15 protein-coding genes, 4 pseudogenes and 1 riboswitch are annotated in these 23,203 nt (G+C 41.3%); of the genes and pseudogenes, 7 read left to right on the forward strand and 12 right to left on the reverse strand.

Annotated features, from left to right (window positions below; translation table 11 throughout):
• Positions 1–812: 812 nt before the first annotated feature.
• The 3 genes from V7K56_RS16745 to V7K56_RS16755 all read right to left on the reverse strand — a co-directional run bounded on the left by V7K56_RS16745 (position 813) and on the right by V7K56_RS16755 (position 4,927).
• Positions 813–1,802, reverse strand: coding sequence for an adenosine kinase (locus tag V7K56_RS16745; RefSeq protein ID WP_334911996.1), 990 nt, complete (start codon positions 1,800–1,802; stop codon positions 813–815).
• Positions 1,803–2,366: 564 nt separating this feature from the next.
• Positions 2,367–3,740, reverse strand: coding sequence for a phosphomethylpyrimidine synthase (thiC, locus tag V7K56_RS16750; protein ID WP_334911997.1), 1,374 nt, complete (start codon positions 3,738–3,740; stop codon positions 2,367–2,369).
• 7 nt (positions 3,741–3,747) lie between these two features.
• Positions 3,748–3,844, reverse strand: a riboswitch (TPP riboswitch).
• 90 nt (positions 3,845–3,934) lie between these two features.
• Positions 3,935–4,927: a 2-hydroxyacid dehydrogenase gene (locus V7K56_RS16755; RefSeq protein ID WP_334911998.1), complete on the reverse strand. Its 993-nt coding sequence runs from the start codon at positions 4,925–4,927 to the stop codon at positions 3,935–3,937.
• 362 nt (positions 4,928–5,289) lie between these two features.
• Here V7K56_RS16755 and V7K56_RS16760 point away from each other — a divergent pair.
• The 4 genes and pseudogenes from V7K56_RS16760 to V7K56_RS16775 form a co-directional block, all read left to right on the forward strand.
• Positions 5,290–5,397: pseudogene (locus V7K56_RS16760) on the forward strand (pseudouridine synthase); the annotation flags it as partial.
• A 183-nt stretch (positions 5,398–5,580) separates the two neighbouring features.
• Positions 5,581–5,862, forward strand: coding sequence for a hypothetical protein (locus V7K56_RS16765; protein ID WP_334911999.1), 282 nt, complete (start codon positions 5,581–5,583; stop codon positions 5,860–5,862).
• Between the two features lie 104 nt (positions 5,863–5,966).
• A complete protein-coding gene (locus tag V7K56_RS16770) occupies positions 5,967–7,154 on the forward strand; it encodes a TRC40/GET3/ArsA family transport-energizing ATPase (RefSeq protein ID WP_334912000.1) in 1,188 nt (395 codons plus the stop codon).
• A gap of 254 nt (positions 7,155–7,408) precedes the next feature.
• The gene (locus tag V7K56_RS16775; RefSeq protein ID WP_334912001.1) at positions 7,409–10,717 is read left to right on the forward strand and encodes a GAF domain-containing protein; all 3,309 of its coding nucleotides are present in this window, start codon (positions 7,409–7,411) and stop codon (positions 10,715–10,717) included.
• A gap of 120 nt (positions 10,718–10,837) precedes the next feature.
• Here V7K56_RS16775 and V7K56_RS16780 read toward each other — a convergent pair whose 3' ends face one another.
• Entirely contained in the window at positions 10,838–11,209 is a 372-nt protein-coding gene (locus V7K56_RS16780; protein WP_334912002.1) for a hypothetical protein, read from the reverse strand.
• 394 nt (positions 11,210–11,603) lie between these two features.
• On the opposite strand from V7K56_RS16780, the pseudogene V7K56_RS16785 reads away from it, so the two are divergent.
• Together V7K56_RS16785 and V7K56_RS16790 are read left to right on the forward strand one after the other, a co-directional pair.
• Positions 11,604–11,828 (forward strand): annotated as a pseudogene (locus V7K56_RS16785) (NF041680 family putative transposase); the annotation flags it as partial.
• Positions 11,829–12,369: 541 nt separating this feature from the next.
• A complete protein-coding gene (locus V7K56_RS16790; RefSeq protein ID WP_334912003.1) occupies positions 12,370–13,410 on the forward strand; it encodes a chemotaxis protein CheB in 1,041 nt (346 codons plus the stop codon).
• 490 nt (positions 13,411–13,900) lie between these two features.
• On the opposite strand, the gene dnaN is transcribed toward V7K56_RS16790, so the two are convergent.
• Together dnaN and V7K56_RS16800 are read right to left on the reverse strand one after the other, a co-directional pair.
• Positions 13,901–15,064 carry a DNA polymerase III subunit beta gene (gene dnaN / locus V7K56_RS16795; RefSeq protein WP_334912004.1) on the reverse strand — a complete coding sequence of 388 codons (1,164 nt, stop codon included), beginning with the start codon at positions 15,062–15,064 and terminating at the stop codon, positions 13,901–13,903.
• Between the two features lie 146 nt (positions 15,065–15,210).
• Positions 15,211–15,900 (reverse strand): Uma2 family endonuclease, encoded by a 690-nt coding sequence (locus tag V7K56_RS16800; protein WP_334912005.1) that lies wholly within the window; start codon positions 15,898–15,900, stop codon positions 15,211–15,213.
• A gap of 603 nt (positions 15,901–16,503) precedes the next feature.
• Between V7K56_RS16800 and bchB the strand changes: the two genes are divergently transcribed.
• Positions 16,504–18,030: a ferredoxin:protochlorophyllide reductase (ATP-dependent) subunit B gene (bchB, locus tag V7K56_RS16805; RefSeq protein ID WP_334689641.1), complete on the forward strand. Its 1,527-nt coding sequence runs from the start codon at positions 16,504–16,506 to the stop codon at positions 18,028–18,030.
• A gap of 433 nt (positions 18,031–18,463) precedes the next feature.
• Here the strand turns inward: bchB and V7K56_RS16810 are convergent, their stop codons facing one another.
• From V7K56_RS16810 to V7K56_RS16835, 6 genes and pseudogenes are all read right to left on the reverse strand, one after another.
• Positions 18,464–19,132 carry a heterocyst differentiation related protein gene (locus V7K56_RS16810; protein ID WP_334912006.1) on the reverse strand — a complete coding sequence of 223 codons (669 nt, stop codon included), beginning with the start codon at positions 19,130–19,132 and terminating at the stop codon, positions 18,464–18,466.
• 236 nt (positions 19,133–19,368) lie between these two features.
• A complete protein-coding gene (gene trpA, locus V7K56_RS16815; RefSeq protein ID WP_334912007.1) occupies positions 19,369–20,196 on the reverse strand; it encodes a tryptophan synthase subunit alpha in 828 nt (275 codons plus the stop codon).
• Between the two features lie 95 nt (positions 20,197–20,291).
• Entirely contained in the window at positions 20,292–20,603 is a 312-nt protein-coding gene (locus V7K56_RS16820) for a DUF3007 family protein (RefSeq protein ID WP_334912008.1), read from the reverse strand.
• A 24-nt stretch (positions 20,604–20,627) separates the two neighbouring features.
• Positions 20,628–20,840 carry an NAD(P)H-quinone oxidoreductase subunit L gene (ndhL, locus tag V7K56_RS16825; protein ID WP_334912009.1) on the reverse strand — a complete coding sequence of 71 codons (213 nt, stop codon included), beginning with the start codon at positions 20,838–20,840 and terminating at the stop codon, positions 20,628–20,630.
• 1,534 nt (positions 20,841–22,374) lie between these two features.
• A pseudogene (gene cas12k, locus V7K56_RS16830) lies at positions 22,375–22,962 on the reverse strand (type V CRISPR-associated protein Cas12k); the annotation flags it as partial.
• A 2-nt stretch (positions 22,963–22,964) separates the two neighbouring features.
• Positions 22,965–23,203 (reverse strand): annotated as a pseudogene (locus tag V7K56_RS16835) (transposase); the annotation flags it as partial.

Raw genomic sequence — 23,203 nt, forward strand, 5'->3', positions numbered from 1 at the left:
TTCAATATATGAATTTTTGTAATATCTAATACCTTTTAATATATGTATAAATATTTATAAACGAAAATTTATCCTTTGCAGAGATGTATTTTGTTTGTTTATTTGAAATTCGATATCTTGTGAAATTTTGTTTTGTTTTTGGCAAAAATGCAATTTCTTCTTTTATCAAAAATAATTTTGTGATATTTATTTCTACTCAAAAAGACATAAGTTAATTTTATATATAATCTAGTAACATCTATAATCAAGCAACAAGAAGCTTAATACAAGCTTTATATAATGCTGTTAGCTATGTTAAATCTGTTCATGACTTACATGAACACGTTTTAAGCATCATTATCCTAACTCGACCCAGTAACGAGAATGTACTTTGATGATGTTCAAAGAGATTTTAAAGGAGTTTTAGCTTAAGTTGACACCAATGAGCAACGCTATGCCCCTACAACACATGGTCTTTTTACGTGAAAATAGCTGTAAGGATAGTTGTAGACTGGATAGAGCGATCGCTTTACCCAACTTTTTGCGTAAATTTCGTGGCGAATTGAGAGTTGAAATTTAAACGCATAAGCGCTTTAAGTTCCCGCAGGATAGGAACGCAAAGATTCAATCATCACACTACCCATAGTTGAGTAAAACGTTCAGCCGTCCATCCAACTGTTAATTACTTGTCGTATTTTTTCACACATTGGGTATTCACCTACTCCACTCAACCTAACTCAAGCTTTAGATCCGGTGAGTGCAACAAATAGCTGGTTACGAAAGCTTATACTGCTGGGATAAAATTTGACTTCTCAAAACTTTTTAAACACCCTCTAAGCAGTAACTAATGCCTTTAATTCCTCAGTTTTTAATCTTGGTCCATAGGATGTAACAATCTTAGAAGCTGCGGCAGATGCTAATTTTCCGGCTTGTTCATAGCTCATACCTTGAGTAATTCCATAGAGGAAAGCTCCTGCATACATATCTCCTGCTCCCACTGTATCTATAGCGTTCACTTGAGGTGCAGCGATTTCGATTAATTTCTGACCGTCAAATACTACTGAACCTTTGGGGCCACGAGTAATGGCAAATTTCTTACTCAGGGTTTTTAGGTTATCTACAGCTACTTGAAAATCTTGTGTATCTGCTAGTTCTAACGCTTCACTTTCATTAGCAAAAATAAAATCTAAACCAGGTCCAATGATGTCTAATAAACCACCTTTAAAAAATTTCACCATATTGTAATCAGATAGGGACATGGTAGTTTTTACTCCCACTTTCTCAGCTATTTCTCTAGCCTTTATAGCTGCTTCTTTTCCTGTAGGAGAAGTCACTAAATATCCTTCGATATATACATATTCTGAATCAGCAAGCGCTGATGATACTAATTCTTGTGTAGAAAATTCTTCAGTAATTCCCAGAAATGTATTCATGGTGCGATCTGCATCGGGAGTTACTAACACCAAACATTTACCTGTAATTCCTGATTGGCGATCGCCATTTTTTAAGTTGGTATCTACCTGAGAGTTGAGTAAATCTTCTATGTAAAAGTTTCCAAATTCATCATTAGCAACTTTACAGGAATAAAAAGCTTTTCCTCCTAGTTGACTAATTGCCACTATTGTGTTTGCTGCTGAACCTCCACAACTCTTATGGCAATGAAGATTTTTGAGATTTTCCAAAATATGATTTTGACTCTCTTCATCTATGAGTGTCATTACACCTTTATCAATCTTTAACTGTTGTAGTAACTCTGGAGAGACTTCGTATTCTATATCTACTAAAGCATTACCTACACCATAAACATCATATTTCTTGCCCATTGTTTATCTCCTAAAATAATTTCTGTCTGACTTGAACAGAATTGATAATAACAGATAAAAGTTGCTTGGTCATAATTTCGTTGACTCTAAAAGCGAATGGCACGCTTGTTAACGGCAAATCTATTATCTATAAGGCTTTCGGGTGTGCAATGTTGGATTAGTAAGGAAGAAATTTATTTGTATCCTTACTCATATTTACTTTTCTTGATTTTTCCTTACACCCCATACCCTATCCCCAACACTCAGCCCAGACGAATTTTCAGCTTTACAAGCGTGCCATTCGGGTCTGAATCCCCTTCTTAATAAAACCTTCTGCCCTCACCCGGATTTCTCACCACATTTCTTCTTCGCCTTATAAAACTTAGGTTTTGGCGTTTCACACTATACACAAATTATTACCATCAGAAACATTATAGTAAGGCTTCTAAAAAATCAAATCACCAGTAAATCATCTGGAATTTTATGTGCGTTAGAACATTCGTCCTAACGCACCCAACAAAACTATTTAAACCGCAATTTTGAAAATCGCTACAAGTATTCAACTAGACTCGACATAACAATCTGTTAGCTTTGAGTCACAGCCTCTTTCGCTAAGAACTTCTCTAATTCTGTCAGCGCATCAGCATCAACCTTAGTTTGCATTGGACAGAACTTAGGCCCACACATCGAACAAAACTCAGCAGTTTTATAGATATCTGCTGGCAGAGTTTCATCGTGATATTCCTTAGCTCTTTCTGGATCGAGTGATAATTCAAACTGACGGTTCCAATCGAAGTTGTAACGCGCCTGAGAAAGTTCATCATCTCTATCCCTTGCACCAGGGCGATGTCTAGCAATATCAGCCGCATGAGCCGCTATTTTATAGGCAATCAACCCATTTCTGACATCTTCGGCATTTGGTAGACCCAAATGTTCTTTAGGCGTTACATAGCACAGCATTGCAGTACCGTACCATCCAGCCATTGCGGCTCCAATCGCTGAAGTGATGTGGTCATAACCAGGAGCAATGTCTGTCACCAATGGCCCCAATACATAAAAAGGTGCTTCCGAACACTCTTCCATCTGCTTGCGGACATTGAACTCAATTTGATCCATTGGCACGTGTCCAGGTCCTTCCACCATCACCTGTACGTCATCTTTCCAGGCTTTGCGAGTTAGCTGTCCGAGAATTTTCAATTCAGCTAATTGTGCTTCATCTGAGGCATCATGGGTGCAGCCGGGACGCAGGGAATCTCCTAAACTGAAGCAGACATCGTACTTTTTGAAAATCTCAATAATATCTTGGAAGTGGGTATAAAGCGGATTTTGTTTGTGGTGATGTAGCATCCACCGCGCTAAAATGCCGCCGCCGCGAGAAACAATACCAGTGATGCGGCTTCTTACCAAAGGTAAATGCTCAATCAAAATCCCAGCATGGATAGTTTGATAGTCTACTCCTTGCTGGGCGTGCTTTTCGATGATATGGAGAAAATCATCAGCAGTCAGATTCTCGACTCTGCCGTGGACGCTTTCTAAAGCTTGGTAAATCGGTACTGTACCAATGGGAACAGGTGAAGCTTTAATGATTGCGGTACGAATTTCATCCAAATTACCGCCACCTGTGGACAAATCCATCACGGTATCAGCACCATACTTCACTGACAGATTCAGCTTATCAACTTCTTCCTGAAGATTAGAAGAGTTGGGAGAAGCGCCGATATTAGCATTTACCTTACATTTAGAGGCGATGCCAATAGCCATCGGCTCTAGATTAGTGTGATTAATATTAGCGGGGATAATCATTCGTCCCCGCGCTACTTCCTCACGAATGAGATCGGCCGGGAGATTTTCCCGTTGGGCGACGTAGTGCATTTCTTCGGTGATAACACCTTGGCGGGCGTAGTGCATTTGGGATACATTAACCTGTCCACGTCGTTTGGCAACCCATTCAGTCCGCATATTGTCATTCCTCAATAAACAGCTTCCCTCCGCTGGTATTACCCAGACTCAGGTGTTAAGGGTGTGATCTCAGCCTCGTTATATAGGCACCCCTAGCATGGATGTAGTGTAGCACCTTGGTTATATCTAGGAGCAAAGATGTTAACAATTTATGAGGTAACACAATTTGGGTGGGATTTGAAATTGCTAAAGGTTTATGCACGAATTTCATTCGCACAAGCACGACCCTGTTCAACATCGGTAATATTAGCAAAAGTTGTTTCTGCAATGTTGTAGAGAGCTTCTGCTGTAAAAAAGGCTTGATGTCCGGTAATGAGTACATTGGGGAACGTTGTTAGACGCTGGAAGATATCATCTTGAATAATTTGCCCAGACAAATCCTCAAAGAACAATTCCGATTCTTGTTCGTAAACATCTACAGCCAAATAACCAATTTTACCAGACTTCAATCCCTCAATCACTGCTTGGGTATCAATCAGCGCTCCTCGGCTAGTATTAATTAGCATCACACCTGGCTTAATCTTTTCTATAGCCTCAGTATTAATTAAGTGATGTGTTTCTAGAGTCAGGGGGCAATGCAGGGAGATAATATCGGAGTTGGCAAATAGCTCAGGTAGTTCTACATACTTTCCACCTAGCGCTTCCAATTCGGGATTGCGATAAACGTCATAGGCTAGTATATGACAGCCAAACCCCTTCATAATCTGTCCTAAAATCAGACCAATTTTGCCAGTGCCGATAATTCCCACTGTGCGCTGATGCAAATTAAATCCTAACAGTCCATCTAAAGAAAAATTGCTTTCTCGGACACGGTTATAGGCACGATGAATTTTACGATTTAGGCTCAAAATCAATCCTACGGCGTGTTCTGCCACCCCATAAGGTGAATAGGCGGGAACACGGACAACGGTAATTCCTAAGTCTACTGCGGCTTGTAAGTCTACGTTGTTAAACCCCGCACAACGAAGGACAACTAGACGAGTTCCCCCTGAAGCGAGAATCTCTAAAGTTGAGGCATCAACTTGATCGTGCACAAATACACAAATCGCTGGAAATCCGGCAGCAAGGATAGCCGTATCCCGATTTAAACGGGGTTCAAAAAACACTAATTCGTGTTGGATAGGAGAATTTGCAGCTGACAAAAACTGCCGATCGTAGGCTTTTGTACTGAAAACTGCTACTTTCATGCAAAACCTCAGACTTTATGTATGCTGCACGGTGTTCGAGTAGATAATACCTTGACGTTTAGAAAAGCGATGTCTACAACGAGCGTAGCTGCGGCATTTTAAACTTTTTTTAATCGATACTCTGCTAATGCCAGTTAAATAAATGATCGCACTCCAGCACCTCAATCAAAAGCTATTAACGACCAGGTATGATGGGGCGATCACCTTTTTCAAACCTGACTGATGATTGTTGTAAAACAGCTTTTTTATAGCTTCGTGACAGCCGATTGCTTTCATTGCTTGCGCTTCTTGCTGTAAAGTTAATCCACTATCGAACTCTTGTACCCAATGCCCAATATCTAATGACTAGTGACCAATGACAAATGACTAATCATTACCGATATATTATTTTTTACAAACCCTATGGTGTCCTCAGTCAGTTTACAAAAAATGCCCTAACACATAGCACTCTAAAAGATTATATTGATGTGTTTAAAGCTAAGATGCTTGTTGAGCAAGCTTTTACCATGTTGAGCCAGTAAACAGCCCTGATCGCAATTTTTAGGTAATGAAACCATAGTGCATGGTAGCATAACTGTGCTGCTCTACGGGGGATTGAAACAAAATCCCCCAATACTTTAGAGTGAATAATAAACTCAATTCCCGCGATCGCAATGACTGATAAAGAACTCAAACATCTAATTGAGAGTAATGCAAAAACAGTCCAAGCTATGTTAGATGAAATGGCGGAAGCACGTCAGGAACGCCAAGAACTCCGAGAAGGAATGCTCCAAATCCAGAATGCAGTAGCACAATTAACCAATATACAAGAGAGAATAACCAATTTACTAATTTCTCTTGATGGCGATCGCCCCACAATTCTTAAAAAACTCTCAGCACTGGAAACTAAACTCGATCGGCTATTACAGCAAAATCCAACAGATGAGTTAGGGTAAATACTCATAATAACGCCTATACGTGTTGAAACAACATTTATTTTCCTTAAACAGTCGATAATGTAGATAAATGTCAAAAATCCTCAGGCAGGACAGAAGCATCTATGCGTGTAATTTTGATGACTGGTAAAGGCGGTGTAGGCAAAACTTCCGTCGCTGCTGCAACTGGACTCCGTTGTGCAGAACTCGGCTATCAGACATTGGTTTTAAGTACAGATCCCGCCCACTCCTTAGCAGACAGTTTTGACATGGAAATGGGACATACACCCCGAAAAATTCGCCCAAATCTGTGGGGTGCAGAACTAGATGCGCTGCAAGAACTGGAGGGAAACTGGGGTGCTGTGAAACGTTATATTACCCAAGTTTTACAGGCAAGAGGTTTAGAGGGCGTACAGGCGGAAGAATTGGCAATTTTACCAGGCATGGATGAGATTTTTGGCTTGGTAAGGATGAAGCGTCATTACGATGAAGGTGAGTTTGATGTCTTAATTATCGACTCAGCCCCCACTGGCACAGCACTCCGCTTGTTGAGTTTACCTGAAGTCGGTGGCTGGTATATGCGCCGTTTTTACAAACCATTTCAAAACATCTCGGTGGCACTTCGACCTTTAGTTGAACCTTTGTTTAGACCAATTGCTGGTTTTTCGCTACCTGATAAAGAGGTAATGGATGCACCTTATGAGTTTTATGAACAAATTGAAGCTCTTGAAAAAGTATTAACAGATAATACTCAAACCTCAGTGCGTCTGGTAACTAATCCCGAAAAAATGGTGATTAAAGAGTCACTCCGCGCCCATGCTTATCTGAGTTTGTATAATGTTGCAACAGATTTAGTAGTGGCTAATCGGATTATTCCCAATGAAGTCCAAGATCCATTTTTCCAACGTTGGAAGGAAAATCAGGAGCAATATCGCCGACAAATTCATGATGATTTTCACCCTTTGCCTGTGAAAGAAATTCCCCTCTTTCCTGAGGAAATGTGTGGATTGGCTTCCTTAGAACGCTTGAAAGAAACTCTTTATAAAGATGAAGATCCGACTCAGGTTTATTACAAAGAAACAACTCTTAAAGTAGTGCAAGAGGAAAACCAATACAGCTTAGAACTTTACTTACCTGGTATTCCTAAAGACCAAGTTCAACTCAGTAAAACCGGAGACGAATTAAACATTACTATTGGCAACCATCGTCGTAACTTAGTTTTGCCACAAGCCTTAGCAGCACTACAACCAGGCGGAGCAAAGATGGAAGATGACTATCTAAAAATCCGTTTTGCTGACAACACGACAGTTTGATTTGATTGAACTTTCCTCTGCCAACAAAAAGTTAAAACTAAAAGGCAAGAATTTTCTCTTGTAGCTAGTACAGACGCAACTTTTTTAGCGTCTATTTTTATAATTTTTTGGTAAATTTTGATAAAAGTAAAAAAATAATTTTATTATGATTTGACCGTAGTTTTACTGAAGACAAATTGATGAAATAAATCTCAAAATGTCTTTATATTTAATTATGCCAGTTTTCAAATTATTAATTTATTTTGTTATAAACAATGACATCCAATCCTGAACAAGATTTGCCCTTATGTCGCTATGAAGAAAGTTTACTACGCCGTATTACAAACCGTATCCGACGAAGCTTAGAGTTAGAAGAAATTATCAAAGTGACAACGACAGAGGTGCAATCGCTATTAAAAACCGATCGAGTGATGATTTACAAATTTCATCCCGATGGTAGTGGTCAAGTGATTGCTGAATCAATTGATAACAATTGTTTGCCATCGCTACTGGGGCTAAATTTTCCCTACGATGACATTCCATCCTATGCCCGTGAACTATTTATCAAATCACGGGTGCGTTCTGTTGTGAATGTTAATACTAAAGAGATTGGTCAAGTTCACCTGCGTGATTTGGATAATGGAGAAACTATCTCAGAGGAGATCCGTTACCGCCCTGTAGATCCCTGTCATATTGAATATTTGACGGCAATGGGGGTAAATTCCTCTGTAGTAGCGCCTATTCTCTATCAAGATCAACTTTGGGGGCTGCTGGTGTCTCATAATTCTAAAGCGCGTTTGATTTCAGAATATGAGCTAGAAGCAATACAAATGATAGTCGAGCAGCTGTCAATGGCGATCACTCAAAGTACCCTTCTTGCTCAAGTTCGCAAAACAGCTGAACGAGAAGCGATCGTGAATCGAATTGCTAGCTTACTACATTCATTGCCGACAATTGTATTACAGCCAGCCTTAGAAGAGGCAGTTGCTGCCTTTAATGGAGTTGGTGGCAGACTTTGCATTAGAAATGAAGCTCTTGATTTCCACAATGGCAACGTGACCAGCTTAATAGAATGCTTAATACCAGGAAATACTTGTATCAAGCTTTATATCTGTGGAGAGCAACCAGTGATGCCAGAACAAACTATATATCCACTCATAGAGCAGTATAGTGTCTGGCAAGAACACTACAAGTCTAGTAAATACGATGTTTGGGCAATTTCAGATATATATCAAATTTCTGACTTGCGAAGTTTGCAAGTTGCTTTTCAACCAACTAAAATTCGCAGCATATTGATGATCCCGCTCCAGTATCGCCAGCAGTTGTTAGGTTATTTAAGTATTTTCCGCAACGAAATAGATACAGAAACTCTCTGGGCGGGGCAGTATGACAGCGATCAAAGGCAGCTTTACCCCCGTTTATCGTTTGAGGTTTGGCGCGAATCTAAAAAAGCACAAGCTCAAAAATGGACGATTGAAGAGATTGAACTGGCTAGAAACCTCAGTAAACACTTTGCTTCTGCAATTCAGCAGTATGAATTGTACCAACAAGTACAAGTCTTCAATGAAAACTTAGAAAAACAAGTTAAAAGACGCACCGCTGAGTTACAACGGACAGCTGAACAACAACAGGCTGTGTTTAAAGTTATTGCCGAAATTCGGGAATCTCTGGACACAAATACGATTTTTCAAACCACTACTAAAGAAGTTTGTCAATTAATCAAAGCTGATCGCGTTTCTGTTTATCGTTTCGATTCTAATTGGGGTGGTGAATTTGTTGGAGATTTCGAGGCTGCTAGCCCATATTGGTCGAATCAGTCCGAACTAGGTATTAATACAATTTGGAATGACACTTACTTACAAGACACACAAGGAGGACGTTATCGCCACAATGAAACATTTGCAGTCGATGACATCTACAATATGAGGTTTGCTCAGTGTCATATCGACAATCTAGAGCAGTTTCAAATTCATGCTTTTGTGCTTGCGCCGATTTTTGTTGGGCAAAAACTTTGGGGTTTGCTGGCAACTTATCAACACACTGGCCCTCGGCAATGGAAAACTTCTGAAGTTAACTTTCTTAGTCAGATTGCTGCCCAAATGGGTGTAGCACTCCAGCAAGCTGATTTACTCACTCAGACACAACAACAGACATTAGATTTGCAACAAGCAACAGAACAACAACGGGTATTGTTTGAAGTTGTGGCGAAAGTTAGAGAATCTCTCGATCTAGATGCGATTTTTCAGACAACCACTCAAGAAATTTGTAAATCGTTACAAGCGGATCGAGTTGCAGTCTATCGTTTCCAGGCTGATTGGAGTGGTGAATATATCGCCGAGTTTGTGGGTGATAACTGGTTAAAACTAGTAAGTTCTGATATCAATACAGTTTGGCAAGATAGCTATTTACAGGAAACCCAAGGTGGGCGATATCGTCACAATGAAACCTTTGTAGTCGATGATATCTATAAAGTTGGCCACTCTCAATGCCATGTTACAGCTTTAGAGCAAATTCAAGCAAGAGCTTATACGATCGCACCTATATTTATTGGGCAACAGCTATGGGGCTTATTAGCAGCTTACCAGAATTCTGCACCCCGCCATTGGGAAGCCTCGGAAATTAAGTTTATTACTCAGATTGCCAATCAGCTTGGGGTTGCACTCCAACAAGCCCAATTACATAATCAAACCAAAGAGCAGACCCAAAAGCTGGCTCAAGCTTTGCATGATTTAAAGCAAACTCAAACCCAACTGATCCAAACTGAGAAAATGTCCTCATTAGGTCAACTGGTAGCTGGTGTGGCTCACGAAATTAATAATCCGGTGAACTTCATTTATGGCAACATCAATCATGTCAATGATTACACCCAAGATTTACTCAGTATCCTAGACCTCTATTTCCAAAATACCCCCAACCCTAGCCCTGAAATTAGCGATCGCGCCTTCGAGATCGACTTAGAATTTATCATAGAAGATTTGCCCAAAACTCTATCTTCCATGAAAATTGGGGTTGATCGCATCCGGCAGATTGTCTTGGGTTTACGGAACTTCTCTCGCCTTGACGAGGCAGAAAAAAAACCAGTTGATATTCATGAAGGCATTGATAGCACCTTGCTAATTTTGCAGCATCGCTTGAAAGCAAAACCAGAAAGTCCGGCAATTAAAGTAGTCAAAGAATATAGTAACCTTCCTTTAGTAGACTGCTATGCCGGACCGCTAAATCAGGTATTTATGAATGTTTTAAGCAATGCGATCGATGCTTTAGAAGATTACACGGAATCTCAATCAAAACCTCATAGCAATCAAATTACTATCCGTACTGCTTTTGGAGAACTTGAAGGCAATATCAAGAGTGTAGTCATTCGGATTGCAGACAATGGGCCAGGAATACCCGAAGCTCTCACAGCAAGAATATGCGATCCCTTTTTCACAACTAAGCCAGTGGGAAAAGGCACTGGTTTGGGGTTGTCAATTAGTTACCAGATTGTCGTAGATAAACATGGTGGTATGTTTAGATGTGATTCTCAGCCTGGGTTGGGTACAGAATTTTGGATTGAAATTCCGATTAAACAAATTAGTCATTAGTCATTGGTCATTGGCAAAGACTTTTACCTTAACTGAAGCGTATTACCGATCTCCAATTTTTTGAAGAAGTTGGGGATCTAAATCAGGGTTAAATAACATTTTATTTTACAGTAACAGGACTTACGCAACTGGCACAGTGCGATCGCCATCTGAGATGCGGTAAGGGACTTCCAGAGAATAAAATTTTTCAGGTGTGTCTGAATAAAATTTCCAGTTATGTGTATCACCGTTTTTATCCCAGTGACCATGTATTACAAACCAGGAATTGTCTGAATTTAGTCCCCATTTCCAATCTCTATTACCACCGTTGTTAAAATAACATGCTGGGTAAGCATATGGAGGTTCATCGGCAAATGCACTAGCTACTGAGATAGGTGCTAATAAGTACAAAATCGGAAGCAAACTTAGAAATACTAACTTTGCTGACAATTTAGAGAAAATTTTCAGTTTTTGAAGTAATTTAGATTGTAAGTTGACGTTTTGGTTGTCCATAGGTCTTCTAAGTTTGTAAAGGATGATTTTGCACTGAAAGGTTTTAACGCACGTTATGCATAATCCAGTCTTTTTGTACAGTGCTTAAGTGCTAGTTTACTGAGTTGAGGCTTTTATTCTTTCCTTCAGGTTATGACATTTGAGGGTGCGGAATGTGAGCTTCAATCGCAGTGAACTACCTTTTATATTAGTTTTTCTCTTAGTTTTTGAAACTCATAAAACTCATCTTAGAACTCATAGAAAAAGTCATCTTAAAACTCATAGAAAAACTCATGAAAAATAACATCACTAAGTATTGGCGTTTAGACTAAAAAAGCTACATTCAGAAAAAAAAAGGGGTGTGATTGAATACACGCCCCATTGGTAGAAACTGAAAGTTTAACGCATGAACCAACAAGGCTCCGCAAGAGTTTTTAAACCTTTGTGGTTATCCTGGGTAGGCGAAGAAATGCCACCATTATCTGAAGTCTGGCAACTTTATCTCCGACGTTTTGCAATTGACCACTGGTATCGTTTTTTAAAGCAACGTCTTCATTGGACTCTCCCAAAATTGAGTACACCAAAGCAATGTGAGCGTTGGAGCGATCTGATGCCAATGATGACTTGGGAATTGTGGTTAGGGACTTCCAGAAAATAAATTATCCAATTTACTCAGATAATATTTTTCTTTCTCCCCCTGCTCCCTGCCCCCCTGCCTCCACAGCGATAGGATGTTTTTTTAGTTGGAAGTCCCTTAGTCCACACAACTTTCGCAGAGGAAAAATCAGGGCATTCATTGAAGAAGACACGGGGACGCTCCGCGTCCCCGTGTCTTCTTCGATAATTCGATAAATTGTATAGTTTATTAAACAGTGTAGAGGTGCAAAAGCACATCTACCTCTCGAATAGCTTCAAAATGCCATTCGTTTAAGAATCAGCATGATTCACATTAGACTCAGGACAGATAAATACGTATGCAAAATTGCCTCTACTTAGTTCAGCTGGGTATTGTTGAGTTTAATTAAACTCATTCCCCTACTAGTTGTGTATTTTGAACCATAACAGTAAGTTAAGGTTTATTACCTTAATTAAATAACTAACGGCTCAATGCCATCCACGAACGAAGAAAATTTGTCGGCGGCAAATTCTTTTTGTGTAACTAGCAGCAATTAAAGAAATATATGCCTGGACACGACATCATTGTTATTGGAACTTCAGCGGGTGGACTTAAAGCACTGAGTACCATTGTTAGTGCTTTGCCTGCCGACATTGATGCTGTTTTGTTGATTGTTCAACACTTAGCAGCAGACAAGCCGAGTCTTCTGCCCCAGATTCTTGAAAGCGTAGGCTCTTTTTCCACATTCCATCCAAAGGATGGTGAGAAAATTCAAAAAGGACACATTTACATTGCTCCGCCAGATCATCATTTGTTAGTCAGCCAAGAACATCTACGAGTGGTGCGTGGGCCTCACGAGAACGGATTTCGACCCGCAATTGATGCGTTATTTCGTTCAGCCGCGATTACTTATGGCCTCAGGGTTGTGGGTGTAATTCTCACAGGCTACCTGGATGATGGCACAGTAGGTTTACAAGCGGTTAAAAAGCGGGGCGGAGTTGCCATAGTGCAAGACCCACAGGAGGCACAATACCCCAGTATGGCAAAGAGTGCATTACAGTTTGTCAAGGTCGATTACTGCCTAGCACTAGCAGTAATCTCAAACTTGCTAGTTTGTTTAACTAAGGAACCAGTAGCAGAAAAAAAAGTTTATCCAATACCGAAAGAAATGCAGATCGAGTCAAACATTGCTCTACAGCAAATGAATACCAAAGAGTTTTTAGAGAATGTAGAAGAGATTGGAACTCGCACGACTTATACTTGTCCTCAATGTAATGGTAATATTTGGCAAATTAAGGACTCGAAGCCGCTGCGATTTTGCTGCCATACCGGGCATTCTTTTACTGCCGATGTCTTATTGAGTCAACAAACTGAGAATATTGAAAATGCCTTGTGGTCGGCTGTTCGAGCTTTAGAAGAAAAGGTAACATTTTCGCGTCAAATGGCTGAACAAATGAAAAGTTATAATTTGCAGAAAGCAAGCATAAAATATGAAGATTATGCGCGTAATTTAGACAAAGAGGTGTCAATTCTTCGCGGATTAATCCTCAACGGCTTTGCTATGAACCGAAACATTGTAGAGTCAACTCAAGAACAGCAAGAGTAAGAGAAGACTTGCTTGTGTTGCGATCGCACCTCCTTTGATATCAGTCGTCATTAGTGCTAGTGCTGACGATACACGAACAACCAGTGAACAGGTATAGCAGGAGGCAGGAGGCAGGAGGTAAAACATTACTATTCCTAACATCCACGCTTTCAAGATGTCCTAACCTTTAATTCGCTTGCTGTAAATCCCAAACAAAACGCGATGGCGCTCAAGCGCCCGGCTGATTGCGAACGCGATTTGTTAACGTGAGTCTCCAACGAAGGCGCACCTACGGGAAGGGCAAAAGAAATAAGTCAAATCCTCTTCCCTCCTGCCTCCTGCCTTCTGCCTCCAAACCCGTAACTTTGTACTTCATGCAAATGAAAACTGCTGTATCATGTCCGGTTAATTAGTTATAATTCTCTTTCTCTATGCAGAAAGCCCAAAAACCCATCCCCTCTGCCTCTTTGCGGTCTTAATGATAAGTCTTTAACCGAACATGATATCACCTCTAACTTCTAAGTTGCACAGGCATAGCTAAATAGGTCATTTTCAAAGCACCCAATGGTGTAAAAATTACTGGAGTTAGGCTTTGATTTAAATGCATTTGAATTTCGGTAGATGGTAACTCTTTTAAGCCTTCCATCAAATATTTAATGTTAAAAGCAATTTCAATATTTTCACCAGAAATTTGTGCTGGCATCGACTCTCTACCACTGCCCACATCTTGAGCTTCACAAGATAAGGTAATTTCTTGAGCTTCGCTATCAATACTGAGCTTAACAATATTATTTTTTTGATCGGCTAACACAGCAATCCGCTCCAAAGTGCTGACAAATTGTCGCCGTTCAATTGTTACTTGTCGCTCAAATTGGCGCGGAATTAATTGTCGATAAGCAGGATATTGCCCTTCTAATGTGCGACTAGTCAAGCGTTGATTTTGCCATGCAAATACAACTTGACCTTGATCGAAATATAAAGCTACAGGTTCATCTGATGAGGCGCTATGAGCCAACATTCTTTGGAGTTCCCGTAATGCTCTAGCTGGTACTGTCACTTCTAGTTGACTAGTTTTGCCTAGAGGACGCTCGTTGCTAGTTTCTACTACTGCTAGGCGATGTCCATCGGTAGCTGCAAATTCTAGAGTATCTTGTTTAACTGTTAAATGTACTCCTGTGAGTACTTGCTTGGTTTCATCAGCACTGGTGGCAAACAATGAACCGCGTAATCCTTCAATTAATGCGGTGGTGGTGAGATGGATTACTTCTGTATTTTCAATTACAGGGAGTTCGGGAAATTCTTCTGGCCCCATTGCTCGGACTTGGTAATGTCCACTTTTGGGTGTGAGTGTGACTATTAAACCTTCTCCACCAGATGTTGCACCTGTGAGGGCTGATTCATCATCGAGAGTGATTTCGCCTTCTGGAAGACGAGAGGTGATGTCTACAAGTAATTTAGCAGGAAGTGCGATCGCACCACTTTCCCATACCTCTGCGTTAAAGCTGGTGCGGATTCCCAAGCTGAGATCGAAGGCTGTTAAGCTTACTTGGTTAGTTTCAGCATCCGCTTGCAACAGCACATTGGCAAGTACTGGATGAGTTGGTCGTGAGGGTACTGCACGACTAACAAGTGAGAGGTTTGTACTGAGATCGCTTTGGGAGCAAACTAATTTCATAAGTCAGATTCAGCTGGTGAAAGATATCCTAACACCCTTATTGTTCAGTATGCGATCGCTGTTTTTTGGTTAGCGCGTAAGCGTAATCCAGAAGAATTTGGTGTGCAAACATAATTTCTTAAGAGACTTTCCCTATTTAGAACGGGTTAATCGCTACCTAATTTCTTGATAAAATTCCCATATTCAGCAGACTGCAAACCTGTTTGTAAAACCTTCAATACACCCTGCATATTACCTGTTAATAACTCCGTCGCCGTTAACCACAACCCTGGAAATACCCGACTTCGCAAAATGTCTTCATTGTCAGGTACCAATTCCAAATATTCACCCTGTTCAAGAGAAAACCAAGTCAATTTTTGGTCTAAAACTTGCCAAACAATATATTCTTTGACACCGTTGCGACGATAAGCCTGTTTTTTGCCATGAAGATCAATAGCCGCACTACTAGCAGCAATTTCCACAACTAACTCTGGCGCACCTTCAATATAATCATCTTCACTCAGCCGCGTTTGACCACCTGCTTCCGGTTCAATCAACAGAACAGCATCGGATTGAGGTTCGTTATCTAAGTCTAAGCGGACGGTAGGTTCAACTCCCAACGCTACACCAGAAGTCACAGCTTCGTAAGAACCAAGCCATGTCAAAATCCAACCATGCGGTTGACCGTGACTTCGGAAACGCAGAGCAGCAGGCATAATATAGACAATCCCTTCGGTTAATTCAGCTTTTTTCAGATTAGAGGTGGCATTATAGCGACGCTCAAATTCGTAGCGCGTAAGTTTGTCGCCATTTTCCAAAGGAGGAATTGTCCAAAGCTGGGAGGGTGTCTTCACCATAATTGTTGTGAAAATAAGCTTGTGTACATCCTAACGAATTAGGTAAAAACGCAATTGACTAGGGAATGAGAGTTAATAATTCAAAATTCAAACATTTTAGACATTTTCAGACGGGGATTTAAACCCTGACTGTAGCAAGATCCCGCAGGGTAACTGACTGGAGGTGAAATGGCTTTGACTTTGCGCTACGTGTTTTGGTTGGGGTCTTAAACCCCTTGATTTACGATAAATAAACAAATTTACCGGAACATTAAGATTTTTTTACAAAATTACCAGCAATATTGTTTAAATAGATAGCTGCATCTCAAGCAGTAAATAGGTTTCAGTCATATCGCCTCCCTTAAGACCCGCAACAAACCTTATTTTTTTGCGGCCAGCAGGTTTGAGAAAATCAGAAACGATTTAATAATCAAGCACTTATAAGTAGATGGGCTGAATTCAAAGATAATACCTCTCTCCAAACCTCTCCCCTTCCCTGCTAAGGGCACGCTGGGCGATGCCTACGGCGGTAAACTACGCACCGAAGGGGTTGGTGGTAAGCTCTATCTTATATTTTTTACGCCCATTTATTTAGTTATTTGAGTTTAAAAGGGAGACACAAACATGAAATTGGCTTACTGGATGTATGCTGGCCCAGCCCACATCGGCACTCTGCGAATCGCTAGTTCTTTTAAAAATGTTCATGCGATTATGCACGCCCCACTTGGCGATGACTACTTCAACGTCATGCGCTCCATGCTATCGCGGGAGAGGGATTTTACTCCGGTGACAACCAGTGTCGTCGATCGCAACGTTTTGGCCCGTGGCTCCCAAGAGAAGGTGGTTGATAACATCACCCGCAAGGATGCCGAGGAACACCCAGATTTGATTGTGTTAACTCCCACCTGCACCTCCAGCATTTTACAAGAGGATCTGCATAACTTTGTCGAACGGGCGCAGTTGGAAGCAAAAGGAGATGTCATGCTGGCGGATGTGAACCACTACCGCTATAACGAACTGCAAGCCGCCGATCGCACTTTGGATCAAATTGTCCAATATTACATCGAAAAAGCCCGGAAGCGGGGCGAATTGGCAGAGGGCAAAACTGCAAAGCCCTCAGTTAACATTATCGGTACTACCACCCTCGGTTTCCACAATAATCACGACTGCACCGAACTCAAGCGGCTGATGGCTGACTTGGGAATTGAGGTAAATACTTTAATTCCTGAAGGTGCTTCGGTGAATGACTTGAAAAAGATGTCCCAAGCCTGGTTTAACTTAGTGCCTTACCGCGAACTCGGTTTGACCACAGCCCGTTACCTGGAAGAACAATTTGGCACTCCTTATATAGACATTACTCCAATGGGTGTAGTGGAAACTGCCCGTTGTATTCGCAAGATTCAGCAGGTAATTAACGCTCAAGGCGCAGAAGTTGACTATGAAGACTTCATCAATGAACAAACCCTATATGTATCTCAGGCTGCTTGGTTCTCGCGTTCGATTGACTGTCAAAACTTGACTGGCAAAAAAGCTGTGGTCTTTGGTGACAACACCCACGCTGCCGCCATTACCAAGATTCTGGCGCGAGAAATGGGGATTCATGTTGTTTGGGCTGGAACCTACTGTAAATATGATGCAGACTGGTTCCGCGAACAGGTTAGCGAGTATTGCGATGAAGTGCTAATCTCTGAAGATCATGGTGCAATTGGGGATGCAATCGCTCGTGTCGAACCCTCTGCCATTTTCGGCACGCAAATGGAACGCCACGTTGGTAAGCGCTTGGATATTCCTTGCGGCGTAATTGCTGCACCAATCCACGTCCAAAACTTCCCCATTGGTTACAAACCATTTATGGGTTACGAAGGCACGAATCAGATTACAGATTTGATCTACAATTCCTTCACTTTGGGAATGGAAGATCACCTATTAGAAATCTTTGGTGGTCATGATACCAAAGAAGTTATTACTAGAGGAATTTCTGCTGATTCTGACCTCAACTGGACAAAAGATGGTCAAGCAGAATTGAATAAGATTCCTGGATTTGTTCGCGGCAAAGTGAAGCGTAATACTGAAAAATTTGCGCGCGATCGCGGTTTCAAAGAAATCAACGCTGAGGTTCTGTATGCCGCGAAAGAAGCTGTCGGAGCTTAATGATAATTTAGTTATCAGCTATAAAACTGATAGCTAGAATTCCAGAGAAGAGTGTTTCTTTGAAAGAACACTCTTCTGCTGATTATGAAAAAAATTTGACTGTACAAACTAATTTATTAAAAATGAGGTATTTGGCAGCAATCAATTATCTAGCAGCCCTAACAAAAATAGACTATATACCAGATTAATTACGACTCTAAAAATAGTTCAGTTTATCGGTTATTTCATTGTAGTCGTTTATTCTCTTGTCATATTTTCAGCTTTCAGTTTTCCGGGGTTGGGATTTAATATATACGTAAAAGCAAAACATTTAGGTGATAATTTAACAGTGCTACCCTGTATATTTTTCACCTAAATGCTTTTGTCCAACATTTTTTACTTACACTTACCTCTAATTGTAGTAGCTGCTACTTCTACTAACAAATATTTCCTATTATTGCATTTCGTCGTATTCTGGGGCTTCAACTCGTCTTGCTTCCATCCGGGAAGCAGGCAGAAACTCAGCACGACGGACTGGAACTAAGGGCGGCGTATTTCCTTGGTAGGGATGAATAACTTGTACAGTACGGGCTGGACGCTGCCGTGGTGAGAACAAAGCCAATACTCCAGCGACAACAACACCACCACCAATAGTGAGAGTTGCGCCTCCCACAGCCCAAAGCACGGGTGAAGACCACCAAGTATTTTGTGGCTGGAATGTTGTTGCTGCTGTTTTTTGTTGGTTATTCTGCTGGGCTAATTGCCACTGCTGCTGAGTATTAAAATTTTGGACTTGGCCTTGGAGTTGTTGATTTTGCAACTTTAGCTGTTCATTGTCGTTTTTTAAACGCTCCAGTTGCATCTGCGTGTTCAACTTCTCCATCTCTAGGCGCTGGTCAGTATTAGTACCAGTCGGTGGCTGAACCTGATTAGGATACATTGGTTGCCCATAAGGCCCGTAAGGATACATTTGTGGCTGCATTCCTTGGGGTGCGACTACACCTGGGATTTGCGGAGCAACAGCGAAGTTAGGTTGTAGAGGGGTATTTGTTCCTTTGAGCAATACGAGAGCCGCCAGCCCAGCTACGGCAACCCCGCCGATAAATGCCATACTCTCACTCATCGCCTTTGCTCCTCAATTGCGACGTAACTATAATCATTTTTGATTGACTCACTCTCACACTCATAAATTATGCCTACTTGATTTCAGATAATACTCAAACTATAAGCGACTGTATCAGCTAGTTTTTTTACATGATCGTATCTGATGTTAATATTCAAGACCATAATGGTCAAATTGTCTACCAAGTAAGGCTATAAAAACTACACTGTTATACTTTTTTAATCTACTTTCCCCGTCTAATCAAGAGGAGTATTTGTGCTGGTATTGGTCGTCTTGATGGCTGCCTTGAGACTTTGGCAAAATTGGGCGATCGCCGATAGTCCCTGCTCTGGTGTTCCTTGGGCTAACCGTTTGACAACAGCGCTACCCACGATCGCACCATCTGCGCCCCACTCCTTTACTTGACGGGCTTGTGCAGCTTCGGAGATGCCAAAGCCGACGGCTATGGGTTTATCAGTAACACTACGAATTTGTTTGAGTAAATCGGACACGCGGATTTCCAGTTGCGATCGCACTCCTGTAACCCCAGTAACGCTGACTAAATAAATAAATCCTTGGGAAGAACGAGCGATTGCTTCGATCCGTTGGGCAGAACTGGTGGGAGCTACCAATAAGATTACGTCAATTTCCATCTCACTAGCTGTTTGGAGCAATCCTGTTGCTTCCTCTAAGGGCAAATCAGGTATTACCAATCCTGCAACACCAGCAGCAGCAATTTGCCCAAGAAATTTTTCAATTCCCCGGTGCAAAATTGAGTTGTAATAGATCAACAGAATAATCGGCGATCGCAATTTGGGAGTAATCCCTTGCAGCATTTCTAACACCTGTTCTAACTTCGTACCTCTTTGCAAGGCGCGGGTAGCAGCAGCTTGAATGACTGGCCCATCAGCTAGAGGATCGGAATAGGGTATACCCACTTCTATAATGTCGGCTCCACTACGATCTAGAACGCGCAAGGCTTTTGCTGTTGTTTCTAAATCTGGATCGCCAGCCGTAATAAACGGAATCAGAGCGCACTCACCATTGTGCCCAAGGGTTTCAAAGCAATCAGAAATTGCAGTCATTTGTCATTTGTCATTTGTCATTTGTCATTTATCATTTATCATTGGCCATTAGTCATTGGTCACAAATGACCAACGATAACTGACCAATGATAACTTTACACCTGAGATTGCTCCTCTTGTTCTATTTCGGCTTGAATTCGTGCTAATTCTTCGGGGGTAAGCTCGTCTAGCCGCTTTTGCAGAAAGTCTTGCTCATACTGTTCCCGCTGTTGGTGGTAGGTCATTTTTTGTCCCACCGCACGGAAAAAATAGGTGGCTAGCCAGCCAAGTAACCCACTGACTAGTAAGACTTGGCTCCATATACCAGCTTTCTGATTATCCAAACCAACTAGCTGCAATCCCAAGTATGCCAAGCCGCCAGCAATAAAAACACCCAAGCCAATTCCAATAGCGTCAATACGTCGCATGAGAGTTATGACCTACCAATCTTGTTAAACTTGAATTTGTCGCCGTTGGGGTCGAAAATTTGCAAACGGCGATAGAACCAACAAACCTGGAAAGAAGAAAAACACCAAAAAGTACATAAAGACACGCTCAATGGAGCCACATACATACCAACGTTGCTTCAGGTACAGCAAGATAGCAACGGGGATTACTAGAAGGTAAGCTCCAGCTAAAATCAGATACAGCAGGGCGACAATCATAACTTTATTTGTCTAAGCATCTGTTTTCCATCATAGGCTGAAGAGACAGACTCAGAGAAGTATAGTCATAATGCTTTCAACATAACTGCGCCAGAATTCCTCAAAACCGTTAACAAGCAGGCAAAAGCGCAGCTTTGGCGGACTGGAGTATTTTTACCAAACTCAGTGCTGAGTGCTGTTAGCGGTAGCAGGGCGTTTAGCCCGTGCTGAGCGGAGCCGGAGACTCCGAAGCTCCGGCCTGAGTATTTTTTATTACTTAAGTACTTTGGCACTATGGTAAATGCCCTGCCCCTCGCTGTGCGAGAAGTCAAAAGTAAAAAGTCAAAAATTAAAAGTAAAAATTCTTAATTTTTGACTTTTGCCTTTTGACTTTTGATTTCCCCGCAGGGGCGGTCTTTCAACTATAAGCCGAGGAACTCGGAACTCAGCACTTTTCATTGTGGGCGATTCAACGGATTTCATTACAAAAGCTAATATCATGCTATTATGTGAATCCACTAGCAAATAAATGCTCTAGTCAGAGAAAATTGAAAACTCATCCAGATTAATTACGAGAAAATTAAGAAGACTTCCAACTCTCTAAAGCGATCGCCCAATCTGAAAAAAAGATTTTCAATCTAGTTGGACAAAAGACACAATTGATGGTGGAATAGATAAGGAGGTATTGCTACTTCTAAAAAATAACTAGTTAGACTAGTTACCAAACACCTCTGGGGGTGTGGCGGAATGGTAGACGCTACGGACTTAAATTGATTGAGCCTTGAAGGAGAAATCCTTCAAGTGGAAGCTCTCAAACTCAGGGAAACCTAAATCTGGTGACAGACATGGCAATCCTGAGCCAAGCCGAAAAAGTCCTGAGTCATGAGTGTTGAGTGCTGAGTCAATTTAAAACTTATAACTCATAACTCCTAACTCATCAACTGTTCGGAAGGTGCAGAGACCCGACGGGAGCTACCCTAACGTTAAGTCGAGGGTAAAGGTAGAGTCCAATTCTCAAAATCTGATCTGGCTATCAGTCATCAGGTAGCGGTGAAAACTGCGGGAGAATGAAAATCCGTTGACCGTAAAAGGTCGTGTGGGTTCAAGTCCCTCCACCCCCACTAAAAATTTAAAATACCGAAAAGCTTCGTGTGTGTACAGTGACTAATTATTTGTCGTCAGTGACTAATTGTTGTCATTGAGCCAGATTATCTGTCATCGTGACAAATTAGATGTCGCTAGTTTGGCGATGACAAATTCATGTCGCTGATAATGCACTCTGTAATTATTATACAAAGCAACTAAAACGAGGGGGTGAAGGGACTTGCTTTCAACCCGCCCCTAACTTTAATAATTACTGAAACTTAACACTAATCCTGTTTGAAAGATTTTTAAATCCTCCCATTGCTGAGAGGACGGTTACAACGGATACTTCGGGATCAACCAACATTGGGGATATCTTTCAACCCTCCCATTGCTGAGAGGACGGTTGCAACAGCTACGGCTATTTCACCACAGACTATTTATTATTTTATTGTCAAGGTTCAGATATTTGTCAACTTCGCCTAGCTAGGCGGAGATGGTAAGCAGAAAAGGCTAATTCTTTTGCTTTTTCATTGGGACTGCCGCGAATAGGTTGTTTTCCCCCTTCAATCATTATTCCTGCCTGAGCAGCTTTGCATTGAATGCTTTGAATTAATCTGCCGTAGCTCCAGGAATGGACGTTAACTCGATACTGTTTAGCATATTTTTGCTGAACTTCTAAGGAGCCTGGACATTTTGCTTCGGCTATGGCTTGAATTTCACTTTGGACAATCTCTCGCATATCCCCTAGCTTAGGCAAAACGATACTGCCAGCTTTATAGGTTTGTGCGATCGCAATAATTTCTATAGCCAATAATCTGTCTACATACTGCCCTAACTCAGATGTACCAAATTGATTGGGAGAGAAGCTTTTTTGTGCTTTGTGACGTTCGTGGGATGATGATTGCTGTTGTCGTCTTTGCCGATTCAGAAGTTCGTAATTGTCGCCAAGTAACTGGCGGATACTTCGGTAAGCTAGAACTTTACCTGCGATCGCATCTACTACAGCAACACTTGCAGGTTTTTCCAGCCCCAGGCTAACACCTACTAAAATGTGTGATTATTTTTGTTTTTACTCCCTTTTGGTCTTCCACGTCCACGTTTCTCTTTTGGTTTTATTTCTGCTCTTGGCGATACACTACTTTTTTCTACATCGCTCTTTATCACCTGTTCTATTTGAATCGGAAATGAGTGTCTTTGTTCGACACTGACTAACGATAACGTAAAGAAAGATAGTCCTGATATTGGTTTATTTATTAGGCTGGAAAATAATCTATCCAACCCATAAGTCTGTTTCCCTG

It is taken from the genome of Nostoc sp. (assembly GCF_036917535.1).
In the GTDB taxonomy this organism is placed as follows: Bacteria; Cyanobacteriota; Cyanobacteriia; order Cyanobacteriales; family Nostocaceae; genus Nostoc.

What these genes read in the sequence shown, in the direction of transcription:
- V7K56_RS16770 (WP_334912000.1), top strand. Translation starts at nt 5,967, where the DNA reads ATGCGTGTAATTTTGATGACTGGTAAAGGCGGTGTAGGCAAAACTTCC.
- dnaN (WP_334912004.1), bottom strand. Translation starts at nt 15,064, where the DNA reads ATGAAATTAGTTTGCTCCCAAAGCGATCTCAGTACAAACCTCTCACTT.
- V7K56_RS16745 (WP_334911996.1), bottom strand. Translation starts at nt 1,802, where the DNA reads ATGGGCAAGAAATATGATGTTTATGGTGTAGGTAATGCTTTAGTAGAT.
- V7K56_RS16790 (WP_334912003.1), top strand. Translation starts at nt 12,370, where the DNA reads ATGCCTGGACACGACATCATTGTTATTGGAACTTCAGCGGGTGGACTT.
- V7K56_RS16810 (WP_334912006.1), bottom strand. Translation starts at nt 19,132, where the DNA reads ATGAGTGAGAGTATGGCATTTATCGGCGGGGTTGCCGTAGCTGGGCTG.
- V7K56_RS16800 (WP_334912005.1), bottom strand. Translation starts at nt 15,900, where the DNA reads ATGGTGAAGACACCCTCCCAGCTTTGGACAATTCCTCCTTTGGAAAAT.
- trpA (WP_334912007.1), bottom strand. Translation starts at nt 20,196, where the DNA reads ATGACTGCAATTTCTGATTGCTTTGAAACCCTTGGGCACAATGGTGAG.
- thiC (WP_334911997.1), bottom strand. Translation starts at nt 3,740, where the DNA reads ATGCGGACTGAATGGGTTGCCAAACGACGTGGACAGGTTAATGTATCC.
- V7K56_RS16820 (WP_334912008.1), bottom strand. Translation starts at nt 20,603, where the DNA reads ATGCGACGTATTGACGCTATTGGAATTGGCTTGGGTGTTTTTATTGCT.
- V7K56_RS16775 (WP_334912001.1), top strand. Translation starts at nt 7,409, where the DNA reads ATGACATCCAATCCTGAACAAGATTTGCCCTTATGTCGCTATGAAGAA.
- ndhL (WP_334912009.1), bottom strand. Translation starts at nt 20,840, where the DNA reads ATGATTGTCGCCCTGCTGTATCTGATTTTAGCTGGAGCTTACCTTCTA.
- V7K56_RS16765 (WP_334911999.1), top strand. Translation starts at nt 5,581, where the DNA reads ATGACTGATAAAGAACTCAAACATCTAATTGAGAGTAATGCAAAAACA.
- bchB (WP_334689641.1), top strand. Translation starts at nt 16,504, where the DNA reads ATGAAATTGGCTTACTGGATGTATGCTGGCCCAGCCCACATCGGCACT.
- V7K56_RS16780 (WP_334912002.1), bottom strand. Translation starts at nt 11,209, where the DNA reads ATGGACAACCAAAACGTCAACTTACAATCTAAATTACTTCAAAAACTG.
- V7K56_RS16755 (WP_334911998.1), bottom strand. Translation starts at nt 4,927, where the DNA reads ATGAAAGTAGCAGTTTTCAGTACAAAAGCCTACGATCGGCAGTTTTTG.